Origin of the sequence: Allobacillus sp. SKP2-8, assembly GCF_007559355.1 — a bacterium.
Taxonomy (GTDB): domain Bacteria; phylum Bacillota; class Bacilli; order Bacillales; family Alkalibacillaceae; genus Allobacillus; species Allobacillus halotolerans.
The window spans coordinates 474,411-489,238 of sequence record NZ_VMHF01000001.1; the positions used below are offsets into that span (position 1 = coordinate 474,411).

A 14,828-nucleotide genomic window follows, 5' to 3' on the forward strand; every position below is an offset into this window, starting at 1 on the left:
TTGATGCCGGAAAGTCCTATAGAAGCCTTCTATAACCCCGAACGGACAAGAAATATTGCCAGAAAGTCCTATAGAAGCCTTCTATAACCCCGAACGGACAAGAAATATTGCCAGAAAGTCCTATAGAAGCCTTCTATACACCGCACGGACAAGAAATAATCCCAGAAAGTCCTATAGAAAATATATCAGACTATGATGCTGCGATAACTGCCATAATTAAGACAGCACCTTTCATTATATTCAATCACGGTCAGTTGCATCAAATTATGTTTGTAATGATATTGATGGATTTGTAGACGCCATAATCAACCACAATGATGGTAACTCAAATATCTCTTCTACAATTTTCATCCCTCATTTTTATTACCGGTACCATTGTATGTCCTTTGACTGAATGAACAGGCTTGCATTCCGTTACCACTAGTTATTGGATCGGAAAGAGTAGAGTTTACACAGTGGCGTTTTCCATACCACTTATTGGCTAATCCTTATGAATTATTTCCTTTGCTTTCACTAATAAAGTAATCGTTTCATGGGTCGGTACGTTGCCTGGAAAATGGTTAACCAAATAGCCATTTAAATAGTCTATTTCTGTTCGTTTACCTGACTGAATATCTGCTAGCATCGATGATTTATTCCGAGCTGTTTTTTCACAGATTGCTAACGTTCTTTGCCACATTTCTTCTGTTGGTATATTTAAAGCTTGGCAAGCTTCCTCATTTAATTTTTTTGCTAGTTGCTTCAAGTAAGGATTCTTTAAAATTTCTCCGTTAAAGCATTCGAATAATGCCGTTAACGGATTGATGACACAATTAATCACCATCTTCTCTGCTTGCCTACTTTGAATATTTTTTTCGAAAAATACCGGAAACTTCGGATCATCTATCTGTGTAACAAATTTGTTAACCGATGCTTCTTGTTCATCCCCCAAGCTTCCAAGAGATAGTCTTCCAGCCCCTTTTTGCTGGATCTTATCATTTCCATAGCGGGTAATACCATGGTCGAAAACACCAATAAAAACTTTTGCTTGTAGATTTCTTAGTTCTTGTGCATTCGTTATTCCATTTTGGATAAATACTAGATAGCTAGATGCATTCAGTTTTTTAAAATAAGGATATAAGGTTTCATTCGCTGTTTTCTTTGTCGCAATGATGTGATAATCATGCTGAGCCGATAAATCGGTATATGAGTAAACCGGAATATGTATTCGCTCGCCATCCAATTGAATGCCATTCTTCTCCAATTCAATCCGTTGTTCTTCTCGCCGGACATAACCTGTCACATCCAACCCGATCCTTGCTAAATGATGCGCCACGAACATACCGACAGCACCCATTCCAATTACGGCAATATTCATCCCATTGTTCCCTCTTTTCATTTCAGTGTAAGATATAAGTAAGTTGTTTTTTCTATCAACTTATTGTGAACGATTTCATTTAATTTCAATCTCCAATATACTATAATAATAAAGAGAAACAAAAGGAGGAACAAGCTTATGTCGGTAGAAGTTGAAAGATTATTGATAAATTTCCGGACGATTGAGGAATTCAAGAAGTTTAAACAGTACGGGATGCAAGAGCTTTCGATGAAGGAAGATCTTGAACATGATATGATCGAAAATAATAGTGAATCTCCGTTCTATGGAATTTATTTCGGTGATTCATTAGTCGCACGCATGAGTTTGTATAAAGTTAAAGCGAAGTATGATTATTATTTTGAACCAAAACAAGATTACTTGGAGTTATGGAAGTTGGAAGTATTAGAAGGCTATCGTAGAAGAGGTTTTGGCGAAGAATTAGTGGAGTACGCCAAGAGTTTTAATCTGCCTGTTAAAACGAATGCTCGAGTGAATTCACACGATTTCTGGGAAAGAATGGGCTTTCAACCAGCACACTATGAAGTAGACCGTGATTTTGGTGAAAATCCATATATTTGGTTACCAGAAGGTGTTTCAGAGCAAGTTGACCCTAATTAAATAACGTCTCAAAACAAGTCAATCCGGAAACCGATTTCATTCCTGCAGACAACTGAGTGTTGAACACTTAGTTGTCCTACAAGAATTGATTTCAATTTCCGGATTTTTCGGTATCTTGTTGACCCTTTTGATCAATGTCACTTATTTTTTCATCATTCTTCTTGTTCTTTTAATGACTGGATCTTTTCGGATATTTCGTCTAAGACTTGATGATATAAAGCTAATTTCTTGGTCAATTCTTCTACCCTTTTGTCAACTGAGCCATTTTTATGTGGTCGCTGTGAATACTCTCCCTTTAATCGTTCCAATTGATCGATTACTTCATCGAATGATTCGATTTTTTCGGACGATTCGTTCACCTGCTTTGAAAATGCCTTGCTGACTGGAGGTTCACTTTTCAAATTTTTCCGCTCTTCTTTTGCCAAAGTAATAGCTTTATTATATTGCTTCCTTATATTGGCATTCCACCGAAAACCACATGCCTGAGGTGTCCTTGAGAGTTTATTTGCGACTTCTTGAAAAGCCTTCATCTGTGTTTTGCCCTCTCGTATGTACCGAATGACTGTTTCGGCTAACAATAAATCTTCATCTTTTGTCCAAGAATCCTGGCGAGTTACCACACATCTTCCCCCCTTAACCTAGCTACTGTATTAAATATTTATGCATAGGCTTGAGAAGATAGACGAAAAATATAATAATTATAGGATTACTTTTTCGAGAAAAATCGATTGACAGCTTCGATATGTGCTTCACTTTCCCAAAGTTTGCTGCAACCTGCTACTTCTTCAACCATTTCATTCTTTAATTTTTCCATAGAATGGTGATGTAGCCATTGAGATTTCCAATGTCTTAATTGGTCCACACTTTTTGATAGAAAAATGGTTAATTCTTCAGCATCAGGTTCGATATTTTCCTGTATAACTTGTTGAATAAACCCAGCTTCTTTTAATTCCTTCACCGTTTTGATCCCTGATTCAATTAACCAATAATGAGCCTGTTGAGGATGGATTCGTCTATATAGAAGAGAACCCCCTCCCCAACCTGTAGCAATGCCGAGGTTCCCTTGGACAAATCCATAGTCCCCATTCTCCGTAGCAAAGCGAAAATCACATGCTGATGCGATCTCCAAGCCGCCTCCTCGGGCAGAACCATTCATCCATGCAAGCGTCGGGAATGGAAGTGTGGCAATCCGATATAAAACTTCTTGCATTGGTTTCAACAACTCAAATGCTTCATCAGCTTTTAAGTAACCGTGAAAATCTTTTAAGTCGCCTCCTGCACAAAAAGCTTGTTGTCCCTCACCTGTAATCACAAGCAATTTTATGTCAGTATTATTTTCTAATTCAGTTATGTATTGAGCGAATAAGGAGACAACTTCTTTTGAAATCGCATTTCGTTTATTTGGTCGGTTAATCGTCAGGACGGCAAGACCATGATCATAAAGATTATATTTCAGCACTTCTTCCATAAAGGATTCCCCCTTGTGCACAATATTGACTACATTTTAAAAAAGCCAATTAATCAAATATATTTGTTAGCATACGTTCAGTGATTCTCACGATTAGCGACCGAATGATAGTGGGATCGTTCAATTGAACAGGTCTTCGATATCGAGACTTCTTCGTAAAGCCTTGTACCCATTTTAATTTTACACTTGATCGGCTGAGAACCTACTTAATACTCGATCTATTCGACCGAAACTTGGCTATCACTTCCGATTCGAGTGATTAGACGCCCTCTATTCGACCGAAATCAAACTCTCGCTTCCAATCCGGGTGATTAGACGCTCTTTATTCGACCGAAATTAGACTTTAGCTTCCGATTCGGGTGATTAGACGCTCTCTATTCGACCGAAATCAGACTCTCGCTTCCAATCCGGGTGATTAGACGCTCTCTATTCGACCGAAATTAGACTTTCGCTTCCGATTCGGGTGTTTAGACGCTCTCTATTCAACCGAAATCAGACTTTCACTTCCGATTCGGGTGATTAGACGCCCTCTATTCGACCAAAATCAGACTTTTGATTGCGATTTGGTAGGGCATCGAAACTCTCGGAACGACGTTTTGCACTTCTCCAACAACGATGGGATCTAACTTATGAAATTAATTCAACATACTTAGTCCTGTTAAAAAAGATGCCTCTTATAAAAGAGACATCTCATTTATCGTAGATTTACTTTTCTACAACTTCTTCACCTTTGTATTGTCCACATTCTTTACATACGTGGTGTGGTTTCATCATTTCGCCACAGTTAGGGCATTCAACCATACCAGGCACATGTAGGTTTTTATGTGTACGACGTTGGTTTTTCACCTTTTTGGAAGTTTTTCTTTTTGGTACTGCCATGATTCTACACCTCCTCTAATGAATCAACAAACCCATTTCATCATTCATTGTTTTGATCTTTATCAAAAAATTTCTGTAACGAAGCTAGACGCGGATCTACCGGTTTATCTTCTCCGTTATCTTCTTCGTGAGTGATTTCTTGCTGTTCGATGTGGGTATCTTCGGTTCGCATTTCCCAACCTTCACCTTCATCCTCAGCTTCACTCAGCTGTTCTTCATCACTATATACCCGTACAGGGACTTCCAATAAAATATTTTCCTTGATATAAGGCTCTAAGTCAAGTACTTCTTGATCAACTAAGAAAATCTCTTCCTCTTCTGATGCCACATAATCCACTTTTGTGAAATTCTCCGTCGCATCGATCGAAAAAGGATATTTAACATCGACCAATGTCCTCGCACAAGGTAAAATCATCGTCCCTTTTAGGTTCAAATCAAATTGATAAACCTTACCGACCAATGTAGCTTTTCCGTCAACTTTTACATCAGAAATCCGACGAATATCATTATTCATCTCTTCCAATTCAGAAACGTCCAGACTACCTTGGAACATATACGGTTCATGTGCTTTGATTTTTTGAAGCGGTATAATCATTGTTTATCACCTCAAGGCAACAAGAGTAATTTTAAAAGGAAATACACCTTTTGTCAATATTTTTTCTTAACAGCAGGAAAATATTTTTATCCATCCTTGATTTTTTCCTTTGTTTCCTTCTAAATTATACGTAAAGAATGAAGAAAGGGCGAGGAAAATGCGTACTTGTGGACTGATTGTCGAATATAACCCTTTTCATAACGGACATGCATATCACTTGGAACAATCCATTCATAAAACAAATGCAGATGTCACCATTGCAGTGATGAGCGGAAATTTTCTTCAGCGTGGTGAACCAGCAATTACTGATAAGTTTTCCCGAACAAGAGCCGCTTTAACAAGTGGTGTTGATTTAGTTGTTGAATTACCATACGTCTTTGCCTGTCAATACGCCGACCTTTTTTCAAAAGGAGCAATAGCCACATTGGATGCTCTAGGTGTAGATCAGATATGTTTCGGGAGTGAATCTGGCAATATACAGCCCTTTTTGAATGGTTATGAAAAGTGGTCTAATGAAAAAACTTTTTTTGAGAAAACGTTAAAAGAATCATTGACGAACGGAGCTTCATTTCCGCAGGCGAGCCGAGAAGCTTACCAAAAGTTAAACCTAACCTCTGAAGCTTTTGATTTGAGTCAGCCAAATAATATTCTTGGCTTTAGTTACGTGAAAGCCATTAAAGAACTAAATGCTAACATCGAACCCACAACGGTTACTCGAACAAAAAGTCAGTATCACGATGAGAAGATCGAGTATTCCATCGCAAGTGCAACAAGTATTCGAAAAGAACTTTTCAACCAACATTCAATGACAGCTCATGCAAAGCAAGCGATGCCGGAGTCGACAGTCAAACAATTAGAAGCTTATCAGCAAACAACCGGTCGTTGGCATGAATGGGAAGGTTATTTCACATTGCTTCGATATATCGTTCAGGTGACACCACTTAAAGACCTGCAACAGATTCATGGCGTCATTGAAGGCCTCGAATATCGACTGAAAGAGACGGCTGGTAAAGTCAACAGCTTTCATGAGTGGTTGGAACATCTAAAGACGAAACGCTATACATACACTCGCCTTCAACGGATGTTTGTCCACCTATTAACCCAGCTTAAAGCAACAGATATGCTGGAAGCTACTGAAATCAATCAAGTTCCATACGTACGAATTCTCGGCATGAATGCGCAAGGTAGGGCCTTTATCAATAAACAAAAGAAAGAAATGACTGTTCCTTTACTCTCAAATTTACAACAAATGAATCATGAATTTTTGACGATTGAAGAGCGGGCGACAAATGCTTATTACGCCATCATCGAACCTGAAGTGGCCCGGAAATTAAAAAAACAAGAGTTAACGGGGCCGATTTTGTTTTAACTGTAGAACGCCAGATCAATTTATTAGCGAACGACATGTAGCTTCACAAAAACTTACTCCCTGCTTCCGATAAACGCAAAATATCGGAAGCTTTTGTGGTTCGTTGGTTCGCTTCCGACATTCGCATCAAATTGAAAATATTGTATCGATTTATTCACCTTTTACAGGGAGGCCTTCCAAGTAATCAACGGCATCCTGAAATTCATCAATTGGTATAACCTTCATATCCGTCTCGATGTCTTTAGCCGTTTGCTTAGCTACTTCATAGTTAGAGCCTTCTTTTCCACCTTCGTTTGGAGCAAGAAAAATGTCAGCCCCTGCATCATCAGCTGCAACGACTTTTTTGTCAATGCCACCAATCGGATGGACGTTACCGTCGTAATCAATTTCACCTGTTGCTACAATTTGATAACCTTTTGTTATGTCTTCATCAACAAGTTGATCGTAAACCTCCAAGGAAAAAATCAACCCTGCACTTGGGCCACCAATTCGACCGCTGTCATAGGTCACCTCACGATCATGAACAATTTCACGATCAGTTACAAGCGAGATTCCGATACCAGGCCGATCAGGCGTTTCACCTAATGGAGCAAGTTCAATTTGTAGATCCATTTCCTCTTCTTCCCGGCTTATGGTCAAATGCAATTGATCACCAATGGATTTTTTTGAAGTAAGTTCAATGACTTCTTCTGCAGAATTGACTCGTTCACCTTCCACTTCGACAATTTGATCACCCGATTTCAGGATCCCTTCGGCCGGCATATCTTCCATCACCAAACCTACATAAGCGCCTTGATAATTAATGGTCAAATCTTCATCTGCTGCCTGAAAAGCAACCATTGTCGCTGCTTCTTGAGAATTCTCCATGAAGTGCAACTGTGCTTCCATATATTCATCTTGGCTGATTCCTTCCGGTCGGACGTCTTCCAAATCATATATCTCGAAATACGGACGAATTTTTGCCATCAAATAAAAAATCGGAGTTGCCTGTCCGCCACGGACCGTTACAAGGTTCATTTCACCTTCACTTTTGCTTCCGTTTTCTACTTTCACTACTCCATCCAACGCTCGTATATCTCCTGGTTGATAAATGTAATAGTCTAATTTATAAAAGCTTAAAAAGAACGCAACGGCTAATGTTACCACTAAGACAAGTATATGTTTTCGTCTAAAATACATTTATTGATCCTTCCAATCTGCCATCATCTTTTTAATGGGATCGAGATATTTCACAGCCTCAATCTCACCTTCTCGAATGATTTCTTCAATTTGTGTATAGTTTCTTGAACTGTATTGATAGACTTGCGGTCGCATAACAACTTCTGCGTCCATGATGGTTTGCTGGGTTATATCATCTTGCATGATGTCTATGCTTTGCATAATCACATCATAAATCGTATTTACGTCTGAATTGTTCTCAAACTTCGAACAATCTACAGCAATAATCAAATCTGCTCCCATATCACGGACAACAGAGATTGGAACCCGGTCTATCACTCCTCCATCAACCAACATACGACCATCTATCTTTTCAGGTGTAAATATACCTGGAATGGATATGCTTGCGCGAACAGCTTGAGCAGCGTTCCCTTCCTTTAAAATAACTTTTTCCCCATTGTAAATATCTGTCGCAACGACATGAACAGGAATCGGAAATTCCTCCAATTGCTTCTGATAGGTAAACATTTGGATATATGATTTGATTCGATCACCTTGGATCAACCCCAATTTTGGAACGGTAAAATCCATAAAGTATTTCAACTTAAAGGTCGAGGCAAGCATATATAAATCATCAATTTTTTGGCCTGCACCATAAAATGCGCCGACTAATGCCCCCATGCTGGATCCGGCTATGTAATCAATGGGAATGTTGGCTTCTTGTAATTTTTTTATAACACCTAGATGAGAAAAGCCACGAGCGCCTCCAGAACCTAGTGCTAAACCAATTTTCGGTCTTGCCATATGAATGAACTCCTCCACTCTTCGTCAGTTCAATGCATAACTGAATGATGTACAAGCGTATATTTGAAGCAGGTAGTTATTTACAAGTTTATTTTACTATGTACAAGACTATTCGTACAGTCAGGGTACTTCAGGGAGGAACCATTGTGAAAGAACAAATTAAATCACTCGTTATGGCAATTTCAGCTTCTTTTTTAGGTGTTAGTATAATTCTTTTTCCTGAACAATCCTTTGAGGCTTCCTTCCGAGGTATTCAATTATGGATCGAGGTAGTTTTCCCTTCCCTGCTGCCATTTTTCATTGTAGCGGAATTATTAATGGCATTTGGAGTCGTTAAGTTTATTGGTGTTTTATTGGAACCGATGATGCGTCCATTATTCAATGTTCCAGGGACAGGTGGCGTTGTATTAGGCATGGGGTTAGCCAGTGGATATCCAGCCGGCACGAAAATAACGAGTCAGTTACGAAAAGAGAATGCGATTAGCAAAACAGAAGGAGAGCGTCTAATTTCGTTTACGAATGCTTCTAATCCACTTTTTATTTTTGGGGCCGTCAGTATTGGTTTTTTCCAAAATGCAAAAGTTGGTTTACTCCTTGCAGTCAGTCATTATCTTGGCTCTATTTTGGTTGGATTGTGCATGCGTTTTTACAAAAAAAATGAACGCTCAACAGTGAATGCGGTAGGAAAAACAAAAAAAGAGGGTCTGCTTATCAAGAGAGCATGGAGCGAACTCCACACTCACCGATTGGAACATAAGCAGACACTCGGACATGTGCTTGGTCGAGCTGTCACCTCAGCCATTCAAACATTATGTATGATTGGTGGATTTATTGTTCTCTTTTCTGTACTTAACCAAATTTTATACCTTACTGGTATAACCGTTCAATTGGCAGATCTATTGAATACCATGCTCTATTCCTTTGAGGACCTCAAACAGTTCACTTTACCAATCGTATCAAGCATATTTGAAGTCACTATCGGTTCTCAGTTAATCACTCAAACAGAACATACGACAATACTTGCACAATTGATTGTTGTTAGTGGAGTACTTGCATTTAATGGATTATCGATTCATGCGCAAATCGCTTCCATTGTTGCTGAAACGGACTTACGATTTGCCCCTTATTTCTTTGCTCGATTTTTGCATATTTTATTCGCAACAACGTTAACATTCATTCTCTATAAGCCGCTTTATGTCAACCGTTTCTCGGAATCAACGAACGAATTACCAGTCATGCAAACGGAACCCAATCCGAGTTGGTTTAGTCAATTTTATGAACAGTTCACTCAACTCGGGCCAATTTTCACAGTGTTGACGCTGATTACATTTTGCTTGTATATGATGATTCAAATCAAAAAATCGCACTCGCGTTAACGACCTCTTTTATTAGCGGTATTTTTCTTTCAACGCTTTTTCAACAGCTGCTGGTACTAAATCAGAAACATCGGATTGATATCTGGCAGCTTCTTTGACAATACTGGAACTTAAAAAAGAATACTGGTTATTCGTCATCATAAATAACGTTTCTACATCCGCATTCAGTTTGCGGTTCATTGAGGTGATCTGCATTTCATATTCAAAGTCACTGACAGCACGTAGACCACGTAAAATAGCTGAAGCGTTTTTCTCTTTGGCATAATCAACGACAAGCCCTTTACTTTCGTCGACTGATACATTCGGTAGATCTTTTGTTGCTTCTTTAATCAATTCAATTCGCTCTTCGACTGTAAATAACGGCGATTTTGATTGATTTTTGAATACAACTACAATCACTTCTTCAAAAATTTCAGCTCCTCGCCGAACAATATCCAGATGTCCATTTGTAATTGGATCAAAACTCCCTGGACAAACCGCTATCTTACTCATTTTATATTCCCCCTCTGATAATAACGATATATAGTAATCGATGTTAAGGATGTCTTCGCTGATTGCTTCTCTTTATGAAATAAATCTGTGCTCTCAGGTAATATTTCATCCTGATCATGTTCACACACAATAAGTGCTTGATCTGCTAAAACACCCGCATCATGCATGGCTTCAAATAAAGGGTCAAAAGATATTTTTCCATAAGGTGGATCGAGAAATACATAATCAAACTTTTTATCCCTTTTACCTGCAGCCTTGATTGCTCGAAAAGCGTCTGTTCGATAGATCTCACACTGTTCAGTTAAATTCAATTGACGAATATTCTCTTTGATCAATTGGTTTGCTTGATAATCTTTGTCCACAAAAATTACATGGTCCACTCCACGGCTTAACGCTTCAATTCCCAACCCGCCACTTCCAGCGAATAGATCCAATGCACTGCCACCTGGAAAGTAAGGTCCGATCGAATGGAAAAGTGCCTCCTTCACTTTATCTGAAGTAGGTCTTGTCTTTTGATTTGATACCGTTTTTATCGGGTGACTCTTGTATTTTCCAGAAATAACACGCATGAAAATCACCTTTTTTTAAAAGTTTATGTATATCTTTGATCGATTCAGTGAAGGATATTCACAAGAGCGGTATTAGAGGAACCGTTCTATACGGAGAAGTCTTATCATTCCCCATAAGTACTTCTTCCGGTTTCTCCTCTCCCTTTTTGTACTCTTTGTTATGCAAAGAGACCTTTTGCTCTTTTTCATTTTTGAAAAAGAGCTTTTTTTATGAGAAAACATCGTGACCATTTGGAAGCGGTTTAATAATAGTGACTTACCAACTATTTTCAATTGTTCACCTAACACGCGACAAAATGTCCCACCATTCAGCAAATTCTTTTTCATTTTACCAAAAAGTCTGCTCTCTTGCGAATGAATTCACAAACTTCTTTCAACATGATAGATTTAAAAGAGATTCATACGGAAAAAATGAATTTGCATGAAACTTTTGTGCAACACGAGGAGATTGATTATGGGACAACGATTTATTCAACTAGGTGAAGGTTACAGTGATTTTTATGAGTTAATGACTTTGATCGAATATATGCATAAGCGGGTGAAACACCTTTATGCGTTTCACACAAAAATAGATGGCAAAGAAAGAACCTCATTAGCGGCATCTTTCCAGCCCACCGAACAAGGAAATTTCCAACCCATCTATATTTGTTTAGAGGGAATCCCTCGTCCTAACGGGATTGATAAAAATATCCGTTTTGAGCAATTTCAACAGCTAGCTGACAAATATAATTTCCAACTTGTCGAGATGGAGGTTCCTTCTTCTGAAAGCTATCACGAATTAACCTTATATTTTAATCAATTGATATCCATCTTACGTCTTAACCATCTATTGCCACCTCTATAACAGTATAAATTAAGCTCCGGGCTTTAGTGAACCACTAATAAGCCCGGAGCTTTTATGTTAACTGGATTTTGGAAAGCTTTCTAACTCCCCTTGTTTCTTAATCGGCTTTTTTAGTTGTTCAAATTCCATTTCAACCTCTGGCCGATGTGAGATCTCCACACTTTTGACGAAATTATAGTTTTCAGCTATTTTTTTTACATTTTCAAGCTCATCTTGATTGACATAAATCAATGCGTATTTCTTTTTCTTAGAGGCATAGATCAGATGCCCCAAACGCTTTAATTTTCGCAGATTTTTCATATGTCTAAACCAAATAATAAGACCTTGTCGTTTTGTGAACATCATCTACCCCCGCTTTCACTGATTACGTCTACCGAATTATTAAGAAGCTTGGCAGCCACAAGAACCGCCGCTGCCACATCCACAACCAGAACCATGATCCTTCAAAGCAAGCCCTTCACGAGGTGCTTTGATGTTCTCACTGATTGAGAAGGCCACAATTTCAGAAACATCATCCAATAAACCTTGCAAAGCTGTTTCTTTTTGACGGAATATTGCTACCCGATCATGCATGTCGAGTTCTCTTTTTGTTCCTCGAATTTCCTTCATGATTTTTGTATAGTCTGGATGGTAACGACCAAAGCGCTGCACATCTTCATAATCATCTTTCATCGCAACAAAATTATGAATCAGCTGTGCAGCCCCCTCGTCTTTATATAAAAGATCTTTCTCTATCTGATAAGCTTCGTATTCTTCTGAACGCTTGATCATTTGACCAAGTTTCTCAGCCTGCTCGAGCAATTCAATAACTTCAATATTGGCTAGCACTCTGACACCTCCATAGGGCTATCATAACAAAATGAAGAACATTTTACCATGCTTTAATCTCTAGAAAAAAGGGCCCATATCTGATCTTTTGTTTTGACGCTTTGATTGATTCACTTGTTCTGATATCCGCTGAATTTGTTCCATTGTAGTGGATAATTGTTTGACATGTTTTTCAATACGGTCAACATCCATTTCGGAGAGTTTATGCAAAATATCTTGCCATTTAATTTTCTGGTTGGAATCCTTTTGTTCATCCTGTTTTGTTTTTGATTCAATGTCTTTTTGAAACAGGATAGCCGTTTCGCCATATTCATCCCACTCATTATAGAGTGATTGCCAATCATATCCGTCTTTCTTCAATTGTTCGAATAATTTTGGATGATCACGAACAAAATCACGAAACTCTTGAACCCGCTTCGGCAGTATGATACCTGACATTTACATCCCTTCCCTTACTTTTATGCTATATACTACGTCAAACCAGGCAAATTGGTTCAAAAATCAATTATGTCTAATTTGTTACACATTGATGATAATTCCGGATTAATAATTGATTAATGTCGCGTTTCATACTATGATAATCTTAGTGAGAAGATATAGAAGAGGTGATTGAATGAAAATCGAGAATAAAAATTTTGATGGAACAGTAATTCACCAAGAACCATTGACACACATCATGGAAAAAAACGGATTTGTGTTGGGTTCCCAGTGGGACTATGAACGTATGACTTTTGATTATAAAATGAACTCTACTTTAAAAAATGTTACTTATTACTTACGTGTAGCGGGAGAAGCTATTGAAGGTGATGTTGATTTTAAATCAGCAGTCATTCGTTTAAAAGAACCATACTTAGGAACTCACTATTATCCACACGGTGTAGAATACGGAGAAGATGAAGAATATCCGCAACAAATCTTGGACAAAGTAGACCGGGTTGTCAAAAAACTCGGTGAAGATTTACAGAAATATAAAGAAAACAATCAATAATTGTTTGTGAAACTTCATTTCATTCAAAATAGAATGAGATGAAGTTTTTTTGTATATACTGGATTGATAAAGTCGTCTTTTCAATATCGGCCATTTATATAATGGATCGTTGTTCGTAATGTCTACTGAATTGACAATGATTTTAAAATAATTTCATATTATTTCTTTTATTTGTTGTTAGCATTTTACTGAACGTGGTATATTGAACATACACAGCATTATGAAGGGGGTTTAATCGTTAAGTGGTAAGAAATTTAAATAAAAAATATTGGATCATCATTTTACTCATTATTCTCTTCATTTTATTTTTATATTTTATCTTGCCGATCTCAATACCTCTCATCTTAGCATTGTTGACAGCTCTTGTTTTAAACCCCTTGATTCGTTTAGCAATGCGTAATCTTCGGTTAAGCAGATTAACTTCCGTGTTAATTGTTTTCTTCATATTCATCATATTGCTGGGAACGATCGGAACATATACAACAGTTAAAACGATTGGCCAGGTCGTTCACATGGCAGAAAATGCACCTTCTTATATTTCAAATGTTGAAGATGTATTGGTCGATCTAAGAGAAGATATTGAGTCGTATACACGGGATTGGCCACCTCAATTTATACAGGAAGTGGAAAAGCGAGCTGTTCAAAACTTCGATAACTTTCAATCACAGTTGATGGAATATATTGAAATAGACAATATCGCCCAAATTTTCGTTAAGATTCCAGAGTTCTTAGTTGGTTTGATCGTCTATTTAATTGCGCTATTCTTGTTCATGCTCGATTTGCCATTACTACGAAACAAAGTTTATTCGTTTCTTTCTGAAAAGTCCCAAGAAAAATTGAAATACATGAACGCTCGGTTATCTCATGTGTTCCTCGGTTTTTTTAAAGCACAATTTCTTGTCTCTCTGATCATCCTGGCTGTAACTCTAGTTGGATTGTTATTTATCACTCCTGAGATTGCTATATTAATGTCAATTATCATTTGGCTTGTCGATTTAATTCCGATTATCGGCTCCATTATCGTTCTCGGACCTTGGGCATTGTATATGTTCATAACTGGAGATATGAGCATGGGTATACAACTCTCTATATTAGCGATTGTTTTACTCGCAATCCGCCGTACCATTGAACCGAAAATGATGGGTCATCATATTGGATTACGAGCGTTACCGACATTAATTTCTATGTATCTAGGCTTACAATTAATTGGTTTTGTTGGATTTTTCCTTGGACCATTGGTTGTCATCTTATTCAATTCGGCACGTGAAGCAGGAATCATTCGGTTTAAAGTAAAATTTTAAGTTAAATAATGAATGAATACCCCCATTTGAAGAGTGTTGATGGTTATTAACAATCTGTTAATGATCAACACGACTGGAAATGGGGGTATTTTATGAAAAATAAAACAGACCGCTGACTTTTGCGTGGCACACATCGGACATTGGCTTTTTCAAGTAAATGTTTCACCACTTCTTTTCCCGCT

General features: G+C 37.9%; 18 protein-coding genes. 6 read left to right on the forward strand and 12 right to left on the reverse strand.

All coding sequences use genetic code 11. The annotated features are described in order from the left end of the window. Positions 1-481: 481 nt before the first annotated feature. The gene (locus tag FPQ10_RS02410; RefSeq protein WP_186278505.1) at positions 482-1,357 is read right to left on the reverse strand and encodes a ketopantoate reductase family protein; all 876 of its coding nucleotides are present in this window, start codon (positions 1,355-1,357) and stop codon (positions 482-484) included. Between the two features lie 138 nt (positions 1,358-1,495). Here FPQ10_RS02410 and FPQ10_RS02415 point away from each other — a divergent pair, with 138 nt between their 5' ends. Further along, positions 1,496-1,975 carry an N-acetyltransferase gene (locus FPQ10_RS02415; RefSeq protein WP_144159665.1) on the forward strand — a complete coding sequence of 160 codons (480 nt, stop codon included), beginning with the start codon at positions 1,496-1,498 and terminating at the stop codon, positions 1,973-1,975. Positions 1,976-2,127: 152 nt separating this feature from the next. On the opposite strand, the gene FPQ10_RS02420 is transcribed toward FPQ10_RS02415, so the two are convergent. The 4 genes from FPQ10_RS02420 to FPQ10_RS02435 all read right to left on the reverse strand — a co-directional run bounded on the left by FPQ10_RS02420 (position 2,128) and on the right by FPQ10_RS02435 (position 4,917). Next, positions 2,128-2,595, reverse strand: coding sequence for an RsfA family transcriptional regulator (locus FPQ10_RS02420; RefSeq protein ID WP_144159668.1), 468 nt, complete (start codon positions 2,593-2,595; stop codon positions 2,128-2,130). A gap of 86 nt (positions 2,596-2,681) precedes the next feature. Then, positions 2,682-3,443, reverse strand: coding sequence for an enoyl-CoA hydratase/isomerase family protein (locus FPQ10_RS02425; protein ID WP_144159671.1), 762 nt, complete (start codon positions 3,441-3,443; stop codon positions 2,682-2,684). Between the two features lie 705 nt (positions 3,444-4,148). Further along, positions 4,149-4,322, reverse strand: coding sequence for a 50S ribosomal protein L32 (gene rpmF, locus FPQ10_RS02430; RefSeq protein ID WP_144159674.1), 174 nt, complete (start codon positions 4,320-4,322; stop codon positions 4,149-4,151). Positions 4,323-4,362: 40 nt separating this feature from the next. Next, entirely contained in the window at positions 4,363-4,917 is a 555-nt protein-coding gene (locus tag FPQ10_RS02435; RefSeq protein ID WP_144159677.1) for a YceD family protein, read from the reverse strand. A gap of 157 nt (positions 4,918-5,074) precedes the next feature. Between FPQ10_RS02435 and FPQ10_RS02440 the strand changes: the two genes are divergently transcribed. After that, complete coding sequence (locus FPQ10_RS02440) at positions 5,075-6,286, forward strand: nucleotidyltransferase (RefSeq protein WP_144159680.1); 1,212 nt, start codon at positions 5,075-5,077, stop codon at positions 6,284-6,286. Between the two features lie 150 nt (positions 6,287-6,436). Here FPQ10_RS02440 and FPQ10_RS02445 read toward each other — a convergent pair whose 3' ends face one another. After that, positions 6,437-7,465, reverse strand: a complete 1,029-nt coding sequence (locus FPQ10_RS02445) for a SepM family pheromone-processing serine protease (RefSeq protein ID WP_144159683.1) — start codon at positions 7,463-7,465, stop codon at positions 6,437-6,439. Further along, positions 7,466-8,248 carry a patatin-like phospholipase family protein gene (locus FPQ10_RS02450; RefSeq protein WP_144159686.1) on the reverse strand — a complete coding sequence of 261 codons (783 nt, stop codon included), beginning with the start codon at positions 8,246-8,248 and terminating at the stop codon, positions 7,466-7,468. Between the two features lie 146 nt (positions 8,249-8,394). Between FPQ10_RS02450 and ylbJ the strand changes: the two genes are divergently transcribed. Continuing rightward, positions 8,395-9,624 (forward strand): sporulation integral membrane protein YlbJ, encoded by a 1,230-nt coding sequence (ylbJ, locus tag FPQ10_RS02455; protein WP_255439629.1) that lies wholly within the window; start codon positions 8,395-8,397, stop codon positions 9,622-9,624. Positions 9,625-9,636: 12 nt separating this feature from the next. On the opposite strand, the gene coaD is transcribed toward ylbJ, so the two are convergent. Together coaD and rsmD are read right to left on the reverse strand one after the other, a co-directional pair. Further along, positions 9,637-10,116, reverse strand: coding sequence for a pantetheine-phosphate adenylyltransferase (gene coaD / locus FPQ10_RS02460; RefSeq protein WP_144159689.1), 480 nt, complete (start codon positions 10,114-10,116; stop codon positions 9,637-9,639). After that, positions 10,113-10,685: a 16S rRNA (guanine(966)-N(2))-methyltransferase RsmD gene (gene rsmD / locus FPQ10_RS02465; protein ID WP_144159692.1), complete on the reverse strand. Its 573-nt coding sequence runs from the start codon at positions 10,683-10,685 to the stop codon at positions 10,113-10,115. Before rsmD ends, coaD begins: the two co-directional genes overlap by 4 nt. A gap of 454 nt (positions 10,686-11,139) precedes the next feature. Here rsmD and FPQ10_RS02470 point away from each other — a divergent pair, with 454 nt between their 5' ends. Next, positions 11,140-11,529, forward strand: a complete 390-nt coding sequence (locus FPQ10_RS02470) for a DUF7147 family protein (RefSeq protein WP_144159695.1) — start codon at positions 11,140-11,142, stop codon at positions 11,527-11,529. Positions 11,530-11,586: 57 nt separating this feature from the next. Here the strand turns inward: FPQ10_RS02470 and FPQ10_RS02475 are convergent, their stop codons facing one another. From FPQ10_RS02475 to ylbD, 3 genes are read right to left on the reverse strand one after another with little or no spacing between them, the layout of a single operon-like run. Beyond that, on the reverse strand, positions 11,587-11,871 hold the full coding sequence (locus tag FPQ10_RS02475; RefSeq protein ID WP_144159698.1) for a YlbG family protein: 285 nt from the start codon (positions 11,869-11,871) through the stop codon (positions 11,587-11,589). Between the two features lie 39 nt (positions 11,872-11,910). Continuing rightward, a complete protein-coding gene (locus tag FPQ10_RS02480) occupies positions 11,911-12,357 on the reverse strand; it encodes a YlbF/YmcA family competence regulator (RefSeq protein WP_144159701.1) in 447 nt (148 codons plus the stop codon). Between the two features lie 60 nt (positions 12,358-12,417). After that, positions 12,418-12,795, reverse strand: coding sequence for a spore coat protein YlbD (gene ylbD / locus FPQ10_RS02485; protein ID WP_144159704.1), 378 nt, complete (start codon positions 12,793-12,795; stop codon positions 12,418-12,420). Between the two features lie 175 nt (positions 12,796-12,970). Here ylbD and FPQ10_RS02490 point away from each other — a divergent pair, with 175 nt between their 5' ends. Further along, positions 12,971-13,345 (forward strand): YugN family protein, encoded by a 375-nt coding sequence (locus FPQ10_RS02490; protein WP_144159707.1) that lies wholly within the window; start codon positions 12,971-12,973, stop codon positions 13,343-13,345. A 242-nt stretch (positions 13,346-13,587) separates the two neighbouring features. After that, positions 13,588-14,646, forward strand: a complete 1,059-nt coding sequence (ytvI, locus tag FPQ10_RS02495; protein WP_144159710.1) for a sporulation integral membrane protein YtvI — start codon at positions 13,588-13,590, stop codon at positions 14,644-14,646. Positions 14,647-14,828 lie beyond the last annotated feature (182 nt).

Excerpts from the sequence above, each read along its gene's own strand:
- FPQ10_RS02410 (WP_186278505.1), bottom strand. The coding sequence starts at position 1,357 with ATGAATATTGCCGTAATTGGAATGGGTGCTGTCGGTATGTTCGTGGCG.
- FPQ10_RS02415 (WP_144159665.1), top strand. The coding sequence starts at position 1,496 with ATGTCGGTAGAAGTTGAAAGATTATTGATAAATTTCCGGACGATTGAG.
- FPQ10_RS02425 (WP_144159671.1), bottom strand. The coding sequence starts at position 3,443 with ATGGAAGAAGTGCTGAAATATAATCTTTATGATCATGGTCTTGCCGTC.
- rpmF (WP_144159674.1), bottom strand. The coding sequence starts at position 4,322 with ATGGCAGTACCAAAAAGAAAAACTTCCAAAAAGGTGAAAAACCAACGT.
- FPQ10_RS02435 (WP_144159677.1), bottom strand. The coding sequence starts at position 4,917 with ATGATTATACCGCTTCAAAAAATCAAAGCACATGAACCGTATATGTTC.
- FPQ10_RS02440 (WP_144159680.1), top strand. The coding sequence starts at position 5,075 with ATGCGTACTTGTGGACTGATTGTCGAATATAACCCTTTTCATAACGGA.
- FPQ10_RS02445 (WP_144159683.1), bottom strand. The coding sequence starts at position 7,465 with ATGTATTTTAGACGAAAACATATACTTGTCTTAGTGGTAACATTAGCC.
- FPQ10_RS02450 (WP_144159686.1), bottom strand. The coding sequence starts at position 8,248 with ATGGCAAGACCGAAAATTGGTTTAGCACTAGGTTCTGGAGGCGCTCGT.
- coaD (WP_144159689.1), bottom strand. The coding sequence starts at position 10,116 with ATGAGTAAGATAGCGGTTTGTCCAGGGAGTTTTGATCCAATTACAAAT.
- rsmD (WP_144159692.1), bottom strand. The coding sequence starts at position 10,685 with ATGCGTGTTATTTCTGGAAAATACAAGAGTCACCCGATAAAAACGGTA.
- FPQ10_RS02470 (WP_144159695.1), top strand. The coding sequence starts at position 11,140 with ATGGGACAACGATTTATTCAACTAGGTGAAGGTTACAGTGATTTTTAT.
- FPQ10_RS02475 (WP_144159698.1), bottom strand. The coding sequence starts at position 11,871 with ATGTTCACAAAACGACAAGGTCTTATTATTTGGTTTAGACATATGAAA.
- ylbD (WP_144159704.1), bottom strand. The coding sequence starts at position 12,795 with ATGTCAGGTATCATACTGCCGAAGCGGGTTCAAGAGTTTCGTGATTTT.
- FPQ10_RS02490 (WP_144159707.1), top strand. The coding sequence starts at position 12,971 with ATGAAAATCGAGAATAAAAATTTTGATGGAACAGTAATTCACCAAGAA.